The sequence below is a fragment of the Bradyrhizobium sp. DN3 genome, assembly GCF_041357655.1.
GTDB lineage: Bacteria > Pseudomonadota > Alphaproteobacteria > Rhizobiales > Xanthobacteraceae > Bradyrhizobium.
This window is the reverse complement of record NZ_JAULLN010000008.1, coordinates 168,826-186,797: the sequence shown is the minus strand read 5'-3', so window position 1 is coordinate 186,797 and position 17,972 is coordinate 168,826. Positions and strand designations below refer to the sequence as shown.

The following is a 17,972-nucleotide window of genomic DNA, read 5'->3' as shown; positions in this document are numbered from 1 at the left end:
CGTGAACCTCAATGCTGCGCGTGGAGGCCAACGTCGCGATTGTGCAACGCAATGCAAATGGCCATGCGGGATGGCGATGCGATCGGTTGAGCAGAGGCAGTGGCGGACCATGCCCACGGCTGATCCGCCTGCGCCAGGCGCTGCTAGCGTGCCACCCTCACGCCGTCCGCGCCGATCGGTCCGAACGTGCTCGCGATGATCTCGCTCGTCGGCTGCATGCCGCCGAGCGACCAGTGCGAGGGCTCGTGCTCCTCGATCCTCACCCAGACGTTGCGGCGGAAATCGGGGTTGCCCTGCCCTTCGACCTCGACCAGGAGGTCGGTGACGCGTTCGAGCAGCGTCTTCTTCTGCACAGCGTCCAGGATGCCGCGGACGGTGGAAATGGTGACGTAAGGCATGTCTTTCTCCAATCATGTCGTGTGACGACGGCGGCAGATTGGACCGGACACTGGCGGCCAGGCAGTGGCGGATAAGACAGAGATCGGGCAATTTCCGCCACGCACCCGCACGCCGATCGGATAGGATCGTCGCATCGCCCGGAGGTCCTATGAAGCTCGCAATTCTGGCGCTGGAAGGCTGCATGCATTCGGCGATCGCCGGCGTCGCCGACGTCCTGTCGCTCGCCAACCACGTGATGCAGCAGAGCGGAGCAAAATCCCGGTTCGCCTGCCAGACGCTCTCGCTCGATGGCAAGGCGGTGCGCGCCGGCGGCGGCCAGTTGGTTTCGGTCGATGGCGCGACCACGAGCCGCGGCAGCTTCGACGCGATCATCGTCCCCGGCAATCTCGTCGACCACGTCACGGCCGCGCGCCTGCAACCGCAATATGCCCGCGCCGGCGCCTGGCTCCGGCAGCAGCACGCAAATGGCCGGCTGATCGGTGCATTTTGCAGCGGCGTCTTTCTGCTGGCCGGCGCCGGCCTGCTCGACAACCGCCGCGCCACCATCACCTGGTGGCTGCAAAACGAACTGCGGCAACGCCATCCCGCGATCGACCTCGCCCCGGACGCCGTCATCACCTGCGCAGACCGTCTCGTCTGCGCGGCCGGACCGATGTCGTGGGTCGACCTCCTGCTCAGGCTGATCGAGATGGTCGACGGCAAGGAGATCGCAAAATTGTGCGCCGATTACGTCGTCATCGACACCGCGCAGCGCACCCAGTCGATCTTCATGCCCGTCGGTTACCTGCTGTCGCAGGACCCGCTGCTGACCAGGGCCGACCTGCTGGTTCGGCGCGCGGGCAAGCGTCCGATGACAGTCAAGCGCCTCGCCGACGCACTCGGCCTCAGCGAGCGCACGCTGAACCGGAAGTTTCAGGAGCTCACGCACGAGCCGCCGCAGGCCTTCATCACGCGCCGCCGCGTCGAGCACGCGCGCACGCTGCTGGAGACGACGGCGCAGCCGGTCAAGACCATCGCGCGGGCGGCGGGCTACGAGGACGAAAGCAGCTTTCGCAAGGCATTCCGCAAGTTGACCCTGATGTCGCCGCAGGCCTACCGCACGCGGCGGATGGAGCGGGCGGCGTGAGGCTGACGCCAGACGACCAACTGAGCGCGTCTACGATTCAACCGCATTGCAGAGATAAACCTCACCGTCAGCTTTCGTTCTGCATCTGACTCCACTTTGTTCTCAAAGAACAAATCAGAGCCGCAAAAATCGGAGCGGAGCAATTCCTACTGATTGGTTTATGCCGCCCGAGATTTGGAAGGCGCATGGGCGAAACACGGGCCGCCCATCTTTGCCGCGCCCTCAATTGGGATCGCATTCATCGTGTGGGAGCGGCAGGCGGACGGAAAAGCCAGTCCACGTTCCATTGCAGAGGAGCAGATCGAAGCCGACAACCTGTTTGCGCGGAGGCCTGCTTCGGTGTGCTCGGCCTGGCACTTCCAAGTGTGTTTTCCATCGCAAGATGAAATGGGCCCGGAATAGAAGCCGCGATGCCTGCCACAATGGGCTCACCCAATGAGGTCGCTGCAATCGTGATTGTCACCACCGATATGACGACTACGAACACATCAGTCGCGATGCGCTTCGAAAATTGCTTCGTCATGAGTTGAGCCCTCACAACCGAATTAAGCTACGTGGGGCAGTTACAATCTAGTTTTATGAAAATGGTGGTACGCACGGGCGCTCACCGCGCACGGCGGTCCATCCCCTCTATAGGCCCGCAGCCATCGATGGTGTAGCAGCCATGCAGACCTAATGGGCTCGTTCCGGCAGATCGAATTGATGGGCTCATCAGCGCACATGCCTAGCATGAGCTCGATGAATTGAATTCGTCGGACCCGTTGGCTCGCAATGACGGCGTGCCGAGAGTCGGCCCCAAAGCCTCGACGTGTGCTTAGCCTACGCCACCGCCTTCTGCCGCGCCACGAGCGCTTCGCCAAAGGCCTCGAACAGCTTGCGGTTGATCGGATTGTGCTGCGGATCGTATTCGGCGTGCCATTGCACGCCGAGCGCGAAGGTCGGGGCTTCGGCGATGCGGATCGCCTCGATGGTGCCATCCTCGGCGACGCCTTCGATCAGCACACGTTTGCCGGGCTCCAGGATGCCCTGGCCGTGCAGCGAATTGACCCGGATCTTCTCGCACCCGAGGATCTTCGCGAACGCACCGCCCGGCGTCAGGTCGACGTCGTGGCGGTCGGCGAACACCACGGTCGGATCGGGATGGATCTCGCCATTCTCGAGCCTGGGCATGCGGTGGTTCATGCGGCCGGGGATTTCGCGGATCTCGGGGTGGAGCGAGCCGCCGAAGGCGACGTTCATCTCCTGGAGGCCGCGGCAGATGCCGAACAGGGGGATGCCGCGGGCGACGCAGGCAACCGAGAGCGCCAGCGCGACCTCGTCGCGGTGGATGTCGTAGGGCTCGTGCTTCTCGCAGGGATCGACGTTGAAACGCGTCGGGTGCACGTTGGCCCGGGCGCCGGTGAGGATGACGCCGTCGACGGTATCGAGCAGCGCCCCGATATCGGTGATGTCGGGCGAGCCCGCGAACATCACCGGCAAGCCACCGGAGACCTCAGCCACGGCGCGCAGATTTCGCTCGCCGACCATCTGGACCTGAAATCGATTTTCGACGCGATGGGCATTCCCGATCACGCCGACGACCGGCTTTCTCATCTCCCGTTCCGACCTCCTCCGTAAGAAGATTCTCCAAACATGCCCTTGGGGTGGAACAAATTCAACAGAAGGGATCGCGGGACGGCAATGCTATTTTCGCGCAAATGCCCGGTCGGAGGGCGGCCGCGGCACTGTTCGCGCCGGTGGCGTTCGCCCGAACGAGGCCGTGGACAACGTCAAACCGGCGGTTTTCGACCGGCTTGATCCGAGGCGGGATTTCGCGAAAGAGTGCCTCCCCCGCAGCCCCTGAAAGGACCCGATGTGACCATCCCCGCAGATGAACGGCCCCGCCCTCGTGCCGATCTCGCCTGGGCGATCTCGGTCGGGGGCATCGGCGTTGTTCTGTTCACGGCGATGCTGGTCTTCACCTGGTATTTTGCCGCCACCTTGCTGCTGATCTTCACCGGCATGCTGCTCGGCCTCGGCCTCAATGCGCTGACGGGCGCGCTCGGCCGCCGCGTGCACCTGCCGCATCCCGTCCGGCTCGCGATCGTCTGCATCGCCCTCGCCCTGATGCTCGCGGGCGTCGCCTATCTCGGCGGTGCCACCATCGCCGAGCAGGCCTCGCTGCTGAGCAATACCATCAAGTCGCAGATCACCAACGTCCGGTCCTTCCTCGAAAGCCACGGCATCGACACCAGCTTCTTCGATCTCGGCAACGCTGCTCCTGACGCCACGGCGGCGACAACATCGGACTCGACGCCCTCACCCGCAGCGCCCTCGCGCGGTGCATTGCCGGGCGCCGGCGCGCTCGCCTCCAGCGGCGGGGCGATCGTGAGCCAGACCTTCAAGCTGCTGCTTGGCACCATCCACGGTGTCGGAAACATTTTTATCGTGCTGTTCCTGGGTCTCGCCTTCGCCGCCCAGCCCGGCGTCTATCACGACGGCCTATTGTTCCTCGCGCCGGCCAAACATCGCACGCGCATCACCCTCATCATCGACCGCATCAGCGAGACGCTGGAGCGCTGGCTGATCGCGCAGATTACGGTCATGCTCGCGGTCGGCGCGGTGACCTGGATCGGCCTTGCCGTCATCGGCATCCCCGGCGCGTTCATCCTGGGAATCCAGGCAGGCCTGCTCGCCTTTGTCCCGACCGTCGGCGCCATCATCGCCGGGGTCATCGTGGTGCTGGCGAGCCTTGCGTCGGGCTGGATCGCGGCGCTGTCCGCGCTGCTGCTGTTCCTCGGGGTCCACGCCATGGAAAGCTACGTGCTGACGCCGATCCTTCAGCGCCAGGCCCTGGACATTCCGCCGGCCACACTGTTCGCGTTCCAGATCCTGCTCGGCGTCGTGTTCGGAATCTGGGGCCTCGCGCTGGCGCTGCCACTGGTCGCCATCGCCAAGGTCATGATCGACCATTTCAAGTCGTATGAGGCACCGTCTCTGGCCGAGGCGGCCTGAGCCTGCTTCAGGTCGTCAGCACGGTCTCGGTGTGCTCGACCTCGGGGGGCGAAGCAAAATACTGCCCGACGAGGCCGCGCCATTCGGTGAAGTTTTCGGAGCCGCGGAAATCGACGGTGTGGCTCTCCAGTGTCGCCCACTTCACCATCAGGCGGTAGCGCTGCGGCTTCTCGATCGACTTGTGCAGCTCGAAGCCGTGAAAGCCCTTGGAGCGGCCAAAGGCGGCCTTGGCCTTGGCGACAGCTGCCTCAAAATCCTTTTCGCTGCCCGGCTTGACGTCGATTTGCGCGATCTCGGTGATCATCGGTTTCCACCCATTTTTGTTCGATGGGCGTGTCTACCGCAGCCGGCGCAAAAGAAAAAGGCGCCGAAACGGCGCCTGGACGGCTCGAAAATGCAGGTCTCTTAAATGCCAAATGCAAGCCTCTCAGGCGAGCAGCAGCACGGTGCCCGCCACGATGAACGCGCAGCCGACGAACAGCACGAACGGCCAGTAGCTGCGGGCCTGGCCGTATCGTCCTTGCGCACGACGCTCCGTGATCAGCGCGCTCTCGTATTCGTCCGCGGTCGAGAACAGACAGGCGAAGCCGCCGCGTGCCGAGGCAGCTTGGGCTTCGAGTGACATCAGGGCGGCCTGCGGGGTCTGTCGACGGATCGATTCCATGACCATGATGGTAGGGATCGAATGGTAAACAGAGGATTACCGCAAGGCCGCCTGTCGTCTCAGGCGGTAGCCGGACGCGCCTGCGGCGCACCGGGCCGCGCAGCGCTCTGGCGACGCCAGTTCTCCAGCGACAGCGGCAGCTCCTCCGCCGCCTCAACGCGGTTACGGCCGCCGCGCTTGGCCTGGTAGAGCGCGGTGTCGGCCGAAGCCAGCAGCACCTCGAGTTCGGTGCCGGCCGGACCGCCGGCGACGCCGATGCTGACGGTAGTATCGACCGGACCTTCATCGACCACGACGCCGGAGGTCTCGAACGCTTCGCGCACGCGCTCGGCGACCAGCACCCCCTCTTCCAGCGAGCACGGCAGCAAGGCCGCAAACTCCTCGCCGCCGATGCGGCCCGAGAGATCGGAGATGCGCAGGTTGCTGACGACGACGGTCGAGAACAGTCTCAGCATCTCGTCGCCCGCGGGATGACCGAACCGATCGTTGATCGACTTGAAGTGGTCGATGTCGAAGATCATCACGGTCACCGGCCGCCCGGCCTTGGCCTCGCGCTCGATCACGCGGCTGCAGGCCTCGGAGAAGCCGCGCCGGTTGAGCATGCCGGTCAGGGGATCGGTCGACGCGGCGGTCCGGTGCGCGGTCACCGTGCGCTCGGACACCAGCATGAAGATCACGAACACGGTGCCGACGGCATAGAGCACGAGCTCGACCGCGAACACGGTGACCCAGATGCTCGACGAGAAGGTCGCATCGTGCGGGCGCAGGAAGCTGCCGAGCACGATCGGCAGCATCAACGCGCAGCCGTGCATCACTGGCATCACGAAGGCCGGCCAGCGCCGTTGCATGCTCTTGCGCCGCTCGGTCCAGAGCTCGCTCGCGGTCAGCGCCGCATAGACCGATACGATGCCGGCGCCGATGATCATGCGCAGCACGGACGCCTCGGCGTTGAGCAGCGTCACAGCGGCGACCCAGGCGAGCGCGCCGAGCACGAGGCCGGGCCAGTTCGGCCTGCGGCCATGGAAGACGCGCGCCGCATTCCACACCATGCCGCAGGCGACGAAGCCGACGGCATTTAACGCCAGATAGAGATGCGGCCCCAGCCTGTCGCCGGCCGCAGTCCATAGCGCGACGGAGGCGGCACCGAGGAGATAGGCGGTGCCCCACCATTTCAGCGCGGGGCTGTTCTCCTGCCTGCCGAAAAACACCATCATGGCGCCGAGCAGTGCGGCAACCATGGTGGCGACCAAATAGAGCGTGATGCTATCGAGCGACATCATGTCGGCCCCCTCTAAAACATAGCAGTTACGCGATCGGCCCAGCCGATTTGCGCGCCCTTCCGAATGTGACGCTATGTCTCGCGGGTTCCATTCAGGTTTTCGCGTGGACCCAAGTTTTCGGGAAACACGTCATCAATTTGCGTACAAACGAACAACAAAAAGGGCGCTGAAAACAGCGCCCTTTTGCATCTCATTGAAACCGCTTTCGCGGCGAATGTGATCGAAGCGATTAACGCTTCGAGAACTGGAAGGACCGGCGGGCCTTGGCCTTGCCGTACTTCTTACGCTCGACCACGCGGGAGTCGCGGGTCAGGAAGCCGCCCTTTTTAAGCACGCTGCGCAGCTCCGGCTCGAAATAGGTGAGCGCCTTGGAGATGCCGTGACGGACGGCGCCGGCCTGGCCGGACAGGCCACCGCCGGCGACCGTGCAGATCACGTCGTACTGGCCGGAACGCTGGGCCACGGAGAACGGCTGCTCGATCATCATGCGCAGCACGGGACGGGCGAAATAGACCTCGACCTCGCGCGCGTTGACGGTGACCTTGCCGGCGCCCGGCTTGATCCAGACACGGGCGACCGCGTCCTTGCGCTTGCCGGTGGCATAGGCGCGGTTGAACTTGTCGACCTTCTTCTCGTGCTTGGGCGCCTCGGGCGCGGCCGCCGTCTTGAGCTGCGAGAGCTGGTCGAGCGACTGGATGGATTCGGCCATGTTATGCGGCCCTCGTGTTCTTGCGGTTCAACTTGGCGATGTCGATCTTCTCGGGCTGCTGCGCCTCGTGCGGGTGATCGGCGCCGCCGTAGACACGCAGGTTGCCCATCTGCACGCGGCCGAGCGGACCACGCGGGATCATGCGCTCGACGGCCTTCTCGAGCACGCGCTCGGGATGACGGCCTTCGAGGATCTGGCGCGCGGTGCGCTCCTTGACGTGGCCGACGTAGCCGGTGTGCTTGTAGTAGGTCTTCTGCTCGCGCTTGCGACCGGTGAGGACCGCATGCTGGGCGTTGATGATGATGACGTTGTCGCCGCAATCAACGTGCGGGGTGTAGGTCGGGAGGTGCTTGCCGCGGAGCCGCATGGCGACGATGGTGGCGAGACGGCCGACGACCAGACCCTTGGCGTCGATCAGCACCCACTTCTTCGTCACCTCGGCCGGCTTTGCCGAAAAGGTTTTCATGTCAGAATTTCCGTGAGGGAGACATCGGCGCGAACACCGCACCGGACTGGGCGGGTTTCTAGAGAAGAGAGGCGCAGCGGTCAATGCCCCAAGACGGAATTTATATTCGTAGAATCAATAACTTAAAAATATGGTGCTATATTACCTGCAAAAAGTTCAAACATTTGGAATGGAATAGGTCGAGGTGACATGGGCGATTGGGTCGGCTGATGTGCCCGACAGGAGATTCACCTCCCCCACTGCCAGGCGCTTGCCGAGCTTGAGCAGTCGGGCCTCGGCCAGCACGTCCTGCCCGGGCTGGCCCTTGCGCAGGAAGTTGATGTTGAGATTGGTCGTGACCGCGAGCCCGATCGGCCCGATTGCGGACAGCAGCACCACGTACATCGCGAAATCGGCCAGCGCCATGAGCGTCGGTCCGGACACGGTTCCACCCGGTCGCAGCATCCTTTCGCTGTAGCGCTGGCGCAAAAGGCAGGTCTGGCCATCGGCGCTTTCGATCGTGATGTCATCGCCGCTGAAGGCCTGGGGAAACTCGTCACGCAGAAACTGCTCGACCTCCGCCACGCTCATTTTCGCCAATGCCATGCTGTTCCCACCCTCGCTTCGCTTGCCCTGTTACATTAAGTTATCTGCATCATCCAATTGCAATAATCCAACTGGAAACGCTTCGATGTCCGCCCAGGCCGCCCGTGCCCCCTCCCCGCAACCGCCGATCCTGCTGCGCGAGATCGTCGGCAGCGTCGCCGTGCTCACGCTGAACCGACCAGCCGCGCGCAACAGCCTTTCGGAGGCGATGATCGGACAGCTGCATGCAAGCCTCAATGCGATCGCGGAAGACAAGCACATCCGTGCGGCCGTCATCGCAGCCAACGGCCCCGCTTTTTCCGCCGGCCACGACCTGAAGGAACTGACCGCGCGCCGCACCGATCCGGATCGCGGCCGGGCTTATTTTGCGCAGATCATGACGGCGTGCAGCGCCATGATGCAGGCGATTGTGCGCCTGCCCAAGCCCGTGGTCGCTGCAGTCCAAGGCATCGCCACCGCGGCGGGCTGCCAGCTCGTGGCAAGCTGCGATCTGGCGATCGCCTCGGAGGCGGCGAGCTTCGCCACTCCCGGCGTCGACATCGGCCTGTTCTGCTCGACACCGATGGTGGCGCTGTCGCGCAACGTGCCGCGCAAGCAGGCGATGGAGATGCTGCTGACGGGCGAGCCGATCCCGGCCGCGCGCGCCCGCGAGATCGGCCTCGTCAATCGCATCGTCCCCGCCGGCACCGAGCGCGAGGCCGCGATTGCGCTCGCACAGCAGGTCGCACTGAAATCTGCCTACACCGTCAAGCTCGGCAAGGAGGCATTCTATCGCCAGGCCGAGATGAGCCTTGCCGAGGCCTATCGCCATGCGGCAGAGGTGATGACCGAGAACATGATGGCGCGCGACGCCGAGGAAGGCATTGGCGCCTTCATCGCAAAGCGTACGCCGACATGGCGGGATGAATGACAACAAGAAAAGATATGAGATGAACCACGACGCCTATCCCGACAATTACATCCGCGGCATCCTCAACAGCGTGAAGTCGATCGCGATGGTCGGCGCCTCGCCGGTCAACGTGCGGCCGAGCTACTTTGCGTTCAAATATCTGGCGCAGCGCGGCTACGACATGATCCCGGTCAATCCCGGTCATGTCGGCAAGGAGCTGCTCGGAAAGCCCTTCGTCGCCTCGCTCTCAGACATCGGCCGTCCGATCGACATGATCGACATTTTTCGCAACTCCAGCCACATCATGCCTGTGGTCGAAGAGGCGCTCACGCTCGATCCACTGCCGAAGGTGATCTGGATGCAGCTTGGCGCGCGCGACGACGCTGCGGCGGCGAAGGCAGAGTCCGTCGGTATCAAGGTGGTGATGAACCGCTGTCCCAAGATCGAATACGGCCGCTTGTCGTCTGAGATCTCCTGGATGGGCGTGAATTCACGCACGCTCAGCTCCAAGCGCGCTCCGGTACCGACGCAAGGCATGCGGCTATCCCTCAATCGGATGAGTGTCGGCGGTGGCGACACCGCGGCATCCGATCGCGCCGCCAAAAACAAGACCGAGCAAAGCTGACGCGATCGCGTAGGATTCATTTCGCGATCGCGACAATGCGTAGCACGATCGTTTTCGATGTGAAGCCGCAGCTTGACGGCGGACGCCGCGCCGATCAGCATGCCGCGCGATTTCAGACCAAGAGAACAGGACGCCCTCAATGAGCGATCGCCTTCCGGGATTTTCCACGCTCGCCGTGCATGCCGGTGCACAGCCCGACCCCACCACCGGTGCGCGCGCAACTCCGATTTATCAAACGACGTCTTTCGTGTTCAACGATGCCGACCACGCCGCCTCGCTGTTCGGTTTGCAGGCGTTCGGCAACATCTATACCCGCATCGGCAACCCCACCAACGCGGTGCTGGAGGAGCGTGTCGCCGCGCTCGAAGGCGGCACGGCCGCGCTCGCGGTGGCCTCGGGCCATGCCGCACAGGTCGTGGTGCTGCAGCAATTGCTCCAGCCCGGCGATGAATTCATCGCAGCGCGAAAGCTCTATGGCGGCTCGATCAACCAGTTCACGCACGCGTTCAAGAGCTTTGGCTGGAACGTGGTGTGGGCCGATCCCGATGACATCGGAAGCTTCGAGCGCGCCGTGACGCCGCGCACGAAGGCGATCTTCATCGAGTCCATCGCCAATCCGGCCGGCAGCATCACCGACATCGAGGCGATCTCGACGGTGGCGCGCAAGGCCGGCGTACCGCTGATCGTCGACAACACGCTGGCCTCGCCCTATCTGATCCGCCCGATCGACCACGGCGCGGACATCGTCGTGCACTCGCTGACGAAATTCTTGGGCGGCCATGGCAATTCGCTCGGCGGCATCATCGTCGACGCCGGCACGTTCGACTGGTCCACAGGCGGCAAATATCCGATGCTGTCGGAGCCGCGGCCGGAATATCACGGCATCCGCCTCCAGGAGACCTTTGGCAATTTCGCCTTCGCGATCGCCTGCCGCGTGCTGGGCTTGCGCGACCTCGGGCCGGCACTCTCCCCGTTCAACGCCTTCATGATCCTGACCGGCATCGAGACGCTGCCGCTGCGCATGCAGAAGCACTGCGACAACGCCAAGGCGGTCGCCGAATTCCTCGCCGGCCATCCGGCGGTGGCCTCGGTAAGCTATGCAGGCCTTCCGAGCGACAAGTACAATCAGCTCGCGCGCAAATACGCGCCGAGGGGCGCAGGCGCCGTGTTCACCTTCAGTCTCAAGGGCGGCTATGACGCCGGCGTCAGCCTGGTGTCGAAATTGCAGCTGTTTTCGCATCTGGCCAACGTCGGCGACACCCGCTCGCTGGTGATCCACCCGGCCTCGACCACGCACAGCCAGCTCGACGACGCCGCCAAGGTCAAGTCCGGCGCCGGCCCCGACGTGGTGCGGCTCTCGATCGGCATCGAGGACAAGGAAGATCTGATCGCGGATCTGGAGCAGGCGCTGGGCGCTTAGTTCTTGTGATTCCGAGGCGGAGTGCAAAGCCGCCCTCGAATGACGGGCCCGATTAACAGTCATTAACCACATCTGCCGCATACATCGTCTTTGGATCGCCCCTTTGATTCGGAGCCGACGATGCTGCGCTGGATGGTGCCTGCCCTTGCGGCGATGCTGACGGTTTCAACGGCGCTGGCTGCCGATCTGCCGGCCACGCCGAAGCGACGCGCCGCTGTTCCGCCGCAGGAAGCACCAAGAGTCTATGTCGAGACCGATCCGGATGCGCTGATCTCGCCGGCCTATGGCATCGGCGGTTACATCCGCAACCTGCCAGGCACCCCGCTCCTGCCCGGCTCGCACACGCTGCCGGGCTATTACGGTCGCCCCTGGGACTACGATTATCAGGGCTCGTATTACGGCGGGAAGCAGGTCGACTATTTCTGGCGCCTGCCTTACGCGTGCGGAGTCTACGGCTATTGTTGATCAGCTGGCCTGACCCAGCGGAACACCGCGCGGCCGCGCCTCAGTCAGCTGCCGCGAAGCCAGACGCTCCACCTGCATTACCGCAAGCGTCAACACCACGATCGCGACCGCCTGGTGCGCGAGCGCCAGTCCGATCGGAACCTGGTTGAGCAGCGTCAGGATGCCGAGCACCGCCTGCAGGCTCACCGCAGCAAGCAACCAGAGCGCGCCGCTTGCCGCCGCACCTGCGCGTAAGCGCACCGCGTCGATCGCGTGCAGCGCCGCCAGCACGAACAGCGCATAGGCCGTCATGCGATGCTCGAACTGCACCGTCAGCACATTGTCGAACAGGTTGCGCCACCAAGGCGTCTCGAACCACAGCCGATCCGCCGAGGGAATGAACGCACCGTCGATCTGCGGCCAGGTGTTGTAGGCACGCCCGGCCCGCAGACCCGCGACCAGCGCGCCGAAATAGATCTGCACGAAGGTCACAACGAGGAGCAGCGCGCTCGTGAACCTCAACCGCGGCGGCACGGCGATCTGCGGCCGCTCCTTGAGCCGCCGCACCGTCCAGACGATGCCGGCGAAGATCAGAAGCGCGAGCATCAAATGGGTCGCCAGCCGATATTGCGACACCTCGATGCGTTCCGACAGGCCCGAGGCTACCATCCACCAGCCGACCGCGCCCTGGAGGCCGCCGAGCGCGAACAGCAGCCACAGCCGCCGCTTCAGTTCACCCGGCAGGCCGCCGCGCCACAGGAAGAACAGGAATGGCAGCAGATAGGCAAAGCCAATGAAACGGCCGAGCAACCGGTGGCTCCATTCCCACCAGAAGATCTCCTTGAACTCGGACAGGCTCATGCCCGCATTGAGCTCGCGATATTGCGGGATCCTCTTGTAGGCCTCGAACGCCTCGGTCCACTGCGTCTCGGTGAGCGGCGGCACGCTGCCCGTTACAGGCTTCCATTCGACGATCGAGAGGCCGGATTCCGTCAACCGCGTCGCGCCGCCGACGAGCACCATCAGCGCGATCAGCGCGGCCACGGCGATCAGCCACACGCGCACGGCGCGATGCGGTTGGGACGGGGCGGAAATCGTCGTCATTGGGAGCAAAAACCAGGCTTGAACCGGACTGCGCGCCCCTTATAGTCCCCCGCTCCCGCAGCGCAAGTTACGCGAAAGCCGCAAGCTCCCGCCATGACGATCCGCACCCGCAAGTTCCTCGGCGCCATCCTGCTCCTAGTGCTGGCCACGGTCTGGGCTCTGCTCGGCATGGCGCTGGCGCAGATGCCATGGATCGCCGAGTCCGGCTGGCGGCAGGCGATCTACTATGTGGTCGTCGGCATGGGCTGGGTGCTGCCGGCGATGCCGATCGTGAGCTGGATGCAGCGTCCCGATCGCGCCAAATCCAGTTCGTAGCGCCTATCTCGTGACGCTGCTCGTCGGTTTCACCGGCGCAAAGGCAACGCCTGACATCAGCACGCGCATCCTGCGCAGCGATTGGACCCGGCCGTCCCAGGAGATCCGCGGCAGCGCGCGCAAATTGGTGCGTCCCTCCGCATCCACGATACCAGGGATCGTCGACACGGCGCTGGCAAAGCCGGCCTCCTCCGCCATCACGACGTGGCTGCGCCGAAACGAAGATCGATCGCCGAACGGAAAGGCGAGATGCCTGATCTCGCGGCGGAAGGCCGCTTCCGCGACCGCCTTGCCCATCGTCATCTCGCGGAGCGCGGCCGCATCCTTCATGTTGGCGAGAACGGGATAGTTTACGGTCGCGCTGCCGATCGTGACGAGCGGATCGGCGGCGAGCTTGGTCAGGTCTTCCCAATCCATCGACGCTTCGCGTGAGAGCGCGGCGAGGTCTATTCGGTAGCGCGTGCAAAGATCGGCGATCGCCGCCGACAGATCCGCCGGCGGCAGCGAACGCAGCCAGCCCTCGAGATACGAAAACACCGCCTGCTTTTCGGCATTGTCAGTGACGGTGAAGCGCTGCTCCTTGTCGTCCATGATCAGGCTGATGCGGCTCTCGCGCGCGATCATCCGTTCGAGCGCGAGCCACCAGGCTTCGCCGACGCCATCGGGGAACGCGGTCGGCACATAGATCGTGAAGGGCACGGCGTGGCGCGCCAGCACCGGATAAGCGAAGTTGATGAGATCCTTAGTAGCGCCATCGAAGGTCAGTGCCACGAAGCGCCGTTTCTCCGGCAGCGTCACCGCGCGGCGGCAGACCTCGTCCATGCCAAGGAAATCGTACTTCCACTGCTTCAGCGCGCGAATGGCGCGATCGAGGAACTGCGGCGTGATCTCGTGCTGGCCCAGCGGCTGAAATCGGCCGCGCCGCCGCGGCCGCACATGCGCGAAGCGCAGGATGGCGCCGGCACCACGGCTGCGCAGCGCAGCCTGACCGCTGAACCAGGCCAGCTCAAGCCGCAGACGCGCCGGCCATCTGTCGTCGGATGCCAAGGTCTACACCTCCCTCCGGCGCCTGTTCCCCCCGCCTATTATCATTACCCTTTGTTGACACTTCTTTGCAAAGGTCGGCCACGGGCCGAAATACGTATATTTTTGATTCCTCGACAGGTTTCGCGAATGACCATGGCTGCGGCGATGCAAAGCCGGACGGCAGAAGCGCCAGCGCGGTCGAAAACGAGCCGCATCGCCCAGGTCGACATCGTCACCGATCTCGGCGAGGCCGAGGCGGCCTGGCGCGCCTTCGAGGAGAGCGGCCACCTCTTCACACCCTATCAGCGCTTTGACCTGCTCGCTCCCTGGCAGCAGCTGGTCGGCGAATGCGAGGGCGCCCGCCCCTTCATTGTGATCGCTCGCGACGCCGAGCACAGGCCGCTCCTGCTGCTGCCGTTGTCGCTGCGCCAAAGCCACGGCGTGCGCACGGCCTGCTTCATGGGCGGCAAGCATACCACCTTCAACATGGGTCTGTGGAACGCCGAATTCGCGGCACAGGCCGTCCTCGCGGACCTCGATGCGCTGCTTGCGCCGCTGCGCGAGCATGTCGACGTCCTCTCGCTAACGCAGCAACCCAAGCGCTGGCACGATCAACAGAACCCGTTTGCGCTGCTGCCGCGGCAGAGCTCGGTCAACGGCTGCCCGTTGCTGGCGATGGAGCCGGCCGGCCCGCCGGCATCGCGGATCAGCAATTCCTTCCGCCGCCGTCTCAAGAGCAAGGAGAAGAAGCTCCAGGCCCTCGCCGGCTACCGCTACCACCTTGCGACTGAGGATGCGGACATCGCGCGCCTGCTCGACTGGTTCTTCCGCGTCAAGCCGGCGCGGATGGCGGAGCAGAAACTGCCGAACGTCTTCGCCGAACCGGGGGTCGAACAGTTCATCCGCAACGCCTGCCTTGCCCGGCGCGGAGACGGACGCGTGATCGACATCCACGCGCTTGAATGCCACGAGGACGTGATCGCGATCTTCGCCGGCGTCGCCGACGGCCAGCGCCTCTCGATGATGTTCAACACCTACACGATGTCTGAGCACGCCCGCTACAGCCCGGGCCTGATCCTGATGCGCTACATCATCGACGCCTGTGCCGAGCGCGGCTATTGCTCGCTCGACCTCGGCATCGGCTCGGACGACTACAAGCGGATGTTCTGCAAGGACGACGAAGAGATTTTCGACAGCTTCGTCCCGTTGACCTCACGCGGAAAGCTCGCGGCGATGGCAATGTCCTCACTGAGCCGCGGCAAGCGAATGGTCAAGCAGAACCAGATGCTGTTCGATTTTGCGCGCAGGCTGCGGCAGGCGTTCGGGTAGCAATTCTCCGCTTGCGAGCTGCCCTGCTCCCGCAAAGGAAAGTATCGTAGGGTGGGCAAAGCGAAGCGTGCCCACCACTTCTGTTGCGGTATTGGATCGATGATGGGCACGGCGCAAGCGCGCCTTTGCCCACCCTACGATTCCGAACGCGCGGAGAGAGAAAGAAAAGCCTACGCCGCCACGACGCGCGGCGCCTCCATCGCATCCGTCGGCTGCACCGGCTTGCTCAGCATCGTCACGTCGCTGAAGCCGACGGCGCTCAGCTGCTCGCACATCAGCGTGCGCGCATCCGGCGCCATCGACGCCTCAGGCACCACGACGGCGCGGGCATGGGTCGTCAGCAATTCCGCCGGCAGGTCGGAGGCGCTGCCGGCATCCAGCAGCACGTGGTCGTAAGCGCGGAGCAGCGCATCGATCGCGAGCGTCACCCGCGGCGACTGCAGCAAGCTGCGATCGAAGCCGGGGCGGCCGGCCAGGACCAGATGCAGCCGCGACAGCTTGTCCCGGGTGATGATTTGCGCGAAAGACGCTTCGCCCTGCATCAGCTCGGCAAGGCCAGGCGCAGAGGCATCGACAGCCACCGCGGCAATGGTTGGCGAGGACGCGGCGAGATCGACCACGACGACACGTGCGTCACGCGCGAGATGCCGGGCGAGCGTCAGCGCCGAGAGCGTGATCGATGTGCCGGCCGCGGTGCCCAGCACCGTGATCTTCTTCGCCGCCGCGCCCGCTGCGCGCAGGCGCTCGGCCAGCTGCTCGATCTCGGCGAGTTCGGTGATGTCGGCCTCAGCCGTCATCGCTGGTTGAAGCGGCCCGGGCTCGTCGACGACCGGATCGACCATCGGCTCGACCACCGGCTCATGACGCAGCGTAGCCCGCGACGGGAGGACCGCAGCTACCGCGCGCGGCGCGGTCTGGCGCAACAGCTCGCCGGTAACGACGACACCGGACGACAGCAGCAGCGTCGCGATCGTCGCGATCAGCACGATCGGCAGCTTCTTCGGATAGGCCGGCGTGTTCGAGACGATGCCGCGCGAAATGATGCGGCCATCCGTCGGCGCGGTATCGATGGTCTCGCGAGTGTTGGCCTCGCGGTACTTGGCGAGATAGGTTTCCAAGAGGTCGCGCTGCGCCTTGGCTTCGCGCTCCAGCGCGCGGAGCTGCACGTCCTGGCCGTTGGTGGATGCAGCCTGCTTCTTGAGCTGCTCGAGACTCGCCGTCAGCCCGTCGACCCGGCCGCTGGCGATTCGAGCGTCGCTTTCGAGCGAACGCGAAATCTTGCCGGCCTCGTCGCGGATCTGGTTGTCGAGATCGCCAAGCTGCGCCTTCAACTCCTTGATCCGCGGGTGATTGCCGAGCAGCGTGGACGACTGCTCGGCAAGCTGCGCACGCAGCGTCACCCGCTGCTCCGACAGCCGCCGCATCAATTCGGAGTTCACCACCTCCGATGCCTCGATCGGCTTTCCGCTCTGGAGTGTTTCGCGGATCAGGCGCGCCTTGGATTCTGCGTCGGCCTTGATCGAGCGCGCGTTGTTGAGCTGAGTATTGATCTCGCCCATTTGCTGGTTCGACAGCGTGGTGTTGTTGGTGCCGACGAAAAGGCTCGACTTGGAACGAAAATCCTCGACCCTGGCCTCGGCGTCGGAGACCTTCTTGCGCAAATTCTCGATCTCGCCCGCGAGCCACTGGCTGGCATTCTTGGCCTGCTCCTGCCGCACACCCTGCTGGAGCACGAGATAGCCGTCGGCAATAGAGTTGGCGACACGCGCGGCGAGCTCGGGATCGGCGGACTGGAATTCGACCACGATCACGCGCGACTTGTCGACCGCGTAGGCCTGGAGGCGCTCGTAATAGGCATCCAGCACGCGCTCTTCCGGCGTCATCGAGAACGGATCGCGGCCGATGCCGACCAGTGCCGCTAGCGATTTCAGCGGCGAGATGCCTTGCAGCACCGGATCGAATTCGGGTCGCTCCGCGAGCTTGTTCTTCTTGATGATCTCGCGCGCGAGATCGCGCGACAGCACGAGCTGCACCTGGCTGGTGACGGCTTCGGCGTCGAGCGCCTGCCGCTCCTCGGTGCGATCGCTGTTCGGGCGCAGGAACACGTTCTCGCGTCCGTCGATCAGGATGCGGGCTTCGGACTTATAGCGCGGCGTGACGAGGTTGACGGTGGCGATGGATGCGACGAGCACCAGCACCGTCGGCACGACGATCCAGCCGCGCTTGCGCGCCAATGCCGCGCCGAGCGCATGCAAATCGATGTCGCCGGATTCGACTGGCGCCTGCTTCGCGACAACGGGCGCAGGCCCTGCTGCGATCTTGGCTTCGATCTTGGGCGCGGCTTCGGCTTTGGACTTCGAGACGGCCCGCTCGATCACCGCCTTGTCCTTGCCGGCACGCCAGAACGCTAAACGCATCGAACACTCCCGCAGGGCAACGCTGCGACTCTATCTCAACCGGAGCGATTACACTCCATTAAGGTTGCCGCTGGGTTAATCGCGACGTCCGGCGACCGCCGCACGCGTGCTCGTCACCGTTTGTTAACCACGAGGCCCCTTAATCCATCTCGATTATTTCGCGAGAATTGTTCGGTAGCC

At 64.4% G+C, this 17,972-nt stretch carries 19 protein-coding genes; 8 read left to right on the top strand and 11 right to left on the bottom strand.

All coding sequences use genetic code 11. The annotated features are described in order from the left end of the window. Window positions 1-143: 143 nt before the first annotated feature. A complete protein-coding gene (locus tag AAE027_RS14545; RefSeq protein ID WP_091893346.1) occupies window positions 144-398 on the bottom strand; it encodes a tautomerase family protein in 255 nt (84 codons plus the stop codon). A 149-nt stretch (window positions 399-547) separates the two neighbouring features. Between AAE027_RS14545 and AAE027_RS14540 the strand changes: the two genes are divergently transcribed. Beyond that, window positions 548-1,525: a GlxA family transcriptional regulator gene (locus AAE027_RS14540; RefSeq protein WP_370985960.1), complete on the top strand. Its 978-nt coding sequence runs from the start codon at window positions 548-550 to the stop codon at window positions 1,523-1,525. 819 nt (window positions 1,526-2,344) lie between these two features. Here the strand turns inward: AAE027_RS14540 and AAE027_RS14535 are convergent. Continuing rightward, window positions 2,345-3,118, bottom strand: coding sequence for a gamma-glutamyl-gamma-aminobutyrate hydrolase family protein (locus AAE027_RS14535; protein ID WP_091893342.1), 774 nt, complete (start codon window positions 3,116-3,118; stop codon window positions 2,345-2,347). Window positions 3,119-3,379: 261 nt separating this feature from the next. Here AAE027_RS14535 and AAE027_RS14530 point away from each other — a divergent pair, with 261 nt between their 5' ends. Next, window positions 3,380-4,519, top strand: coding sequence for an AI-2E family transporter (locus AAE027_RS14530; RefSeq protein WP_370985958.1), 1,140 nt, complete (start codon window positions 3,380-3,382; stop codon window positions 4,517-4,519). Window positions 4,520-4,526: 7 nt separating this feature from the next. Here AAE027_RS14530 and AAE027_RS14525 read toward each other — a convergent pair whose 3' ends face one another. The 6 genes from AAE027_RS14525 to AAE027_RS14500 all read right to left on the bottom strand — a co-directional run bounded on the left by AAE027_RS14525 (window position 4,527) and on the right by AAE027_RS14500 (window position 8,223). After that, complete coding sequence (locus AAE027_RS14525) at window positions 4,527-4,823, bottom strand: antibiotic biosynthesis monooxygenase family protein (RefSeq protein ID WP_091893338.1); 297 nt, start codon at window positions 4,821-4,823, stop codon at window positions 4,527-4,529. A 123-nt stretch (window positions 4,824-4,946) separates the two neighbouring features. Next, window positions 4,947-5,183, bottom strand: a complete 237-nt coding sequence (locus tag AAE027_RS14520; protein ID WP_091893392.1) for a hypothetical protein — start codon at window positions 5,181-5,183, stop codon at window positions 4,947-4,949. A gap of 59 nt (window positions 5,184-5,242) precedes the next feature. After that, a complete protein-coding gene (locus AAE027_RS14515) occupies window positions 5,243-6,463 on the bottom strand; it encodes a GGDEF domain-containing protein (protein WP_370985957.1) in 1,221 nt (406 codons plus the stop codon). Between the two features lie 229 nt (window positions 6,464-6,692). Then, window positions 6,693-7,172 (bottom strand): 30S ribosomal protein S9, encoded by a 480-nt coding sequence (gene rpsI, locus AAE027_RS14510; RefSeq protein ID WP_027559530.1) that lies wholly within the window; start codon window positions 7,170-7,172, stop codon window positions 6,693-6,695. Between the two features lies 1 nt (window position 7,173). Continuing rightward, window positions 7,174-7,638, bottom strand: a complete 465-nt coding sequence (rplM, locus tag AAE027_RS14505; protein ID WP_018642440.1) for a 50S ribosomal protein L13 — start codon at window positions 7,636-7,638, stop codon at window positions 7,174-7,176. 156 nt (window positions 7,639-7,794) lie between these two features. After that, the gene (locus AAE027_RS14500; protein WP_128933403.1) at window positions 7,795-8,223 is read right to left on the bottom strand and encodes a PaaI family thioesterase; all 429 of its coding nucleotides are present in this window, start codon (window positions 8,221-8,223) and stop codon (window positions 7,795-7,797) included. An 85-nt stretch (window positions 8,224-8,308) separates the two neighbouring features. Here AAE027_RS14500 and AAE027_RS14495 point away from each other — a divergent pair, with 85 nt between their 5' ends. The 4 genes from AAE027_RS14495 to AAE027_RS14480 all read left to right on the top strand — a co-directional run bounded on the left by AAE027_RS14495 (window position 8,309) and on the right by AAE027_RS14480 (window position 11,622). Beyond that, a complete protein-coding gene (locus AAE027_RS14495; RefSeq protein ID WP_176945864.1) occupies window positions 8,309-9,133 on the top strand; it encodes an enoyl-CoA hydratase in 825 nt (274 codons plus the stop codon). 19 nt (window positions 9,134-9,152) lie between these two features. After that, entirely contained in the window at window positions 9,153-9,737 is a 585-nt protein-coding gene (locus tag AAE027_RS14490) for a CoA-binding protein (RefSeq protein ID WP_091893390.1), read from the top strand. Between the two features lie 139 nt (window positions 9,738-9,876). Further along, complete coding sequence (locus tag AAE027_RS14485) at window positions 9,877-11,157, top strand: O-acetylhomoserine aminocarboxypropyltransferase (RefSeq protein WP_370985956.1); 1,281 nt, start codon at window positions 9,877-9,879, stop codon at window positions 11,155-11,157. A gap of 120 nt (window positions 11,158-11,277) precedes the next feature. Then, window positions 11,278-11,622 (top strand): hypothetical protein, encoded by a 345-nt coding sequence (locus AAE027_RS14480; protein WP_370985954.1) that lies wholly within the window; start codon window positions 11,278-11,280, stop codon window positions 11,620-11,622. On the opposite strand, the gene AAE027_RS14475 is transcribed toward AAE027_RS14480, so the two are convergent. Continuing rightward, window positions 11,623-12,705 carry a COX15/CtaA family protein gene (locus AAE027_RS14475; RefSeq protein ID WP_370985953.1) on the bottom strand — a complete coding sequence of 361 codons (1,083 nt, stop codon included), beginning with the start codon at window positions 12,703-12,705 and terminating at the stop codon, window positions 11,623-11,625. A gap of 93 nt (window positions 12,706-12,798) precedes the next feature. On the opposite strand from AAE027_RS14475, the gene AAE027_RS14470 reads away from it, so the two are divergent. Further along, a complete protein-coding gene (locus AAE027_RS14470) occupies window positions 12,799-13,020 on the top strand; it encodes a DUF2842 domain-containing protein (protein WP_027529931.1) in 222 nt (73 codons plus the stop codon). Window positions 13,021-13,023: 3 nt separating this feature from the next. Here AAE027_RS14470 and AAE027_RS14465 read toward each other — a convergent pair whose 3' ends face one another. Continuing rightward, window positions 13,024-14,067 carry a polysaccharide deacetylase family protein gene (locus AAE027_RS14465; protein ID WP_370985951.1) on the bottom strand — a complete coding sequence of 348 codons (1,044 nt, stop codon included), beginning with the start codon at window positions 14,065-14,067 and terminating at the stop codon, window positions 13,024-13,026. A 126-nt stretch (window positions 14,068-14,193) separates the two neighbouring features. Here AAE027_RS14465 and AAE027_RS14460 point away from each other — a divergent pair, with 126 nt between their 5' ends. Beyond that, window positions 14,194-15,375: a GNAT family N-acetyltransferase gene (locus AAE027_RS14460; protein WP_370985949.1), complete on the top strand. Its 1,182-nt coding sequence runs from the start codon at window positions 14,194-14,196 to the stop codon at window positions 15,373-15,375. Window positions 15,376-15,545: 170 nt separating this feature from the next. On the opposite strand, the gene AAE027_RS14455 is transcribed toward AAE027_RS14460, so the two are convergent. Beyond that, complete coding sequence (locus AAE027_RS14455) at window positions 15,546-17,792, bottom strand: GumC family protein (RefSeq protein WP_370985948.1); 2,247 nt, start codon at window positions 17,790-17,792, stop codon at window positions 15,546-15,548. Window positions 17,793-17,972 lie beyond the last annotated feature (180 nt).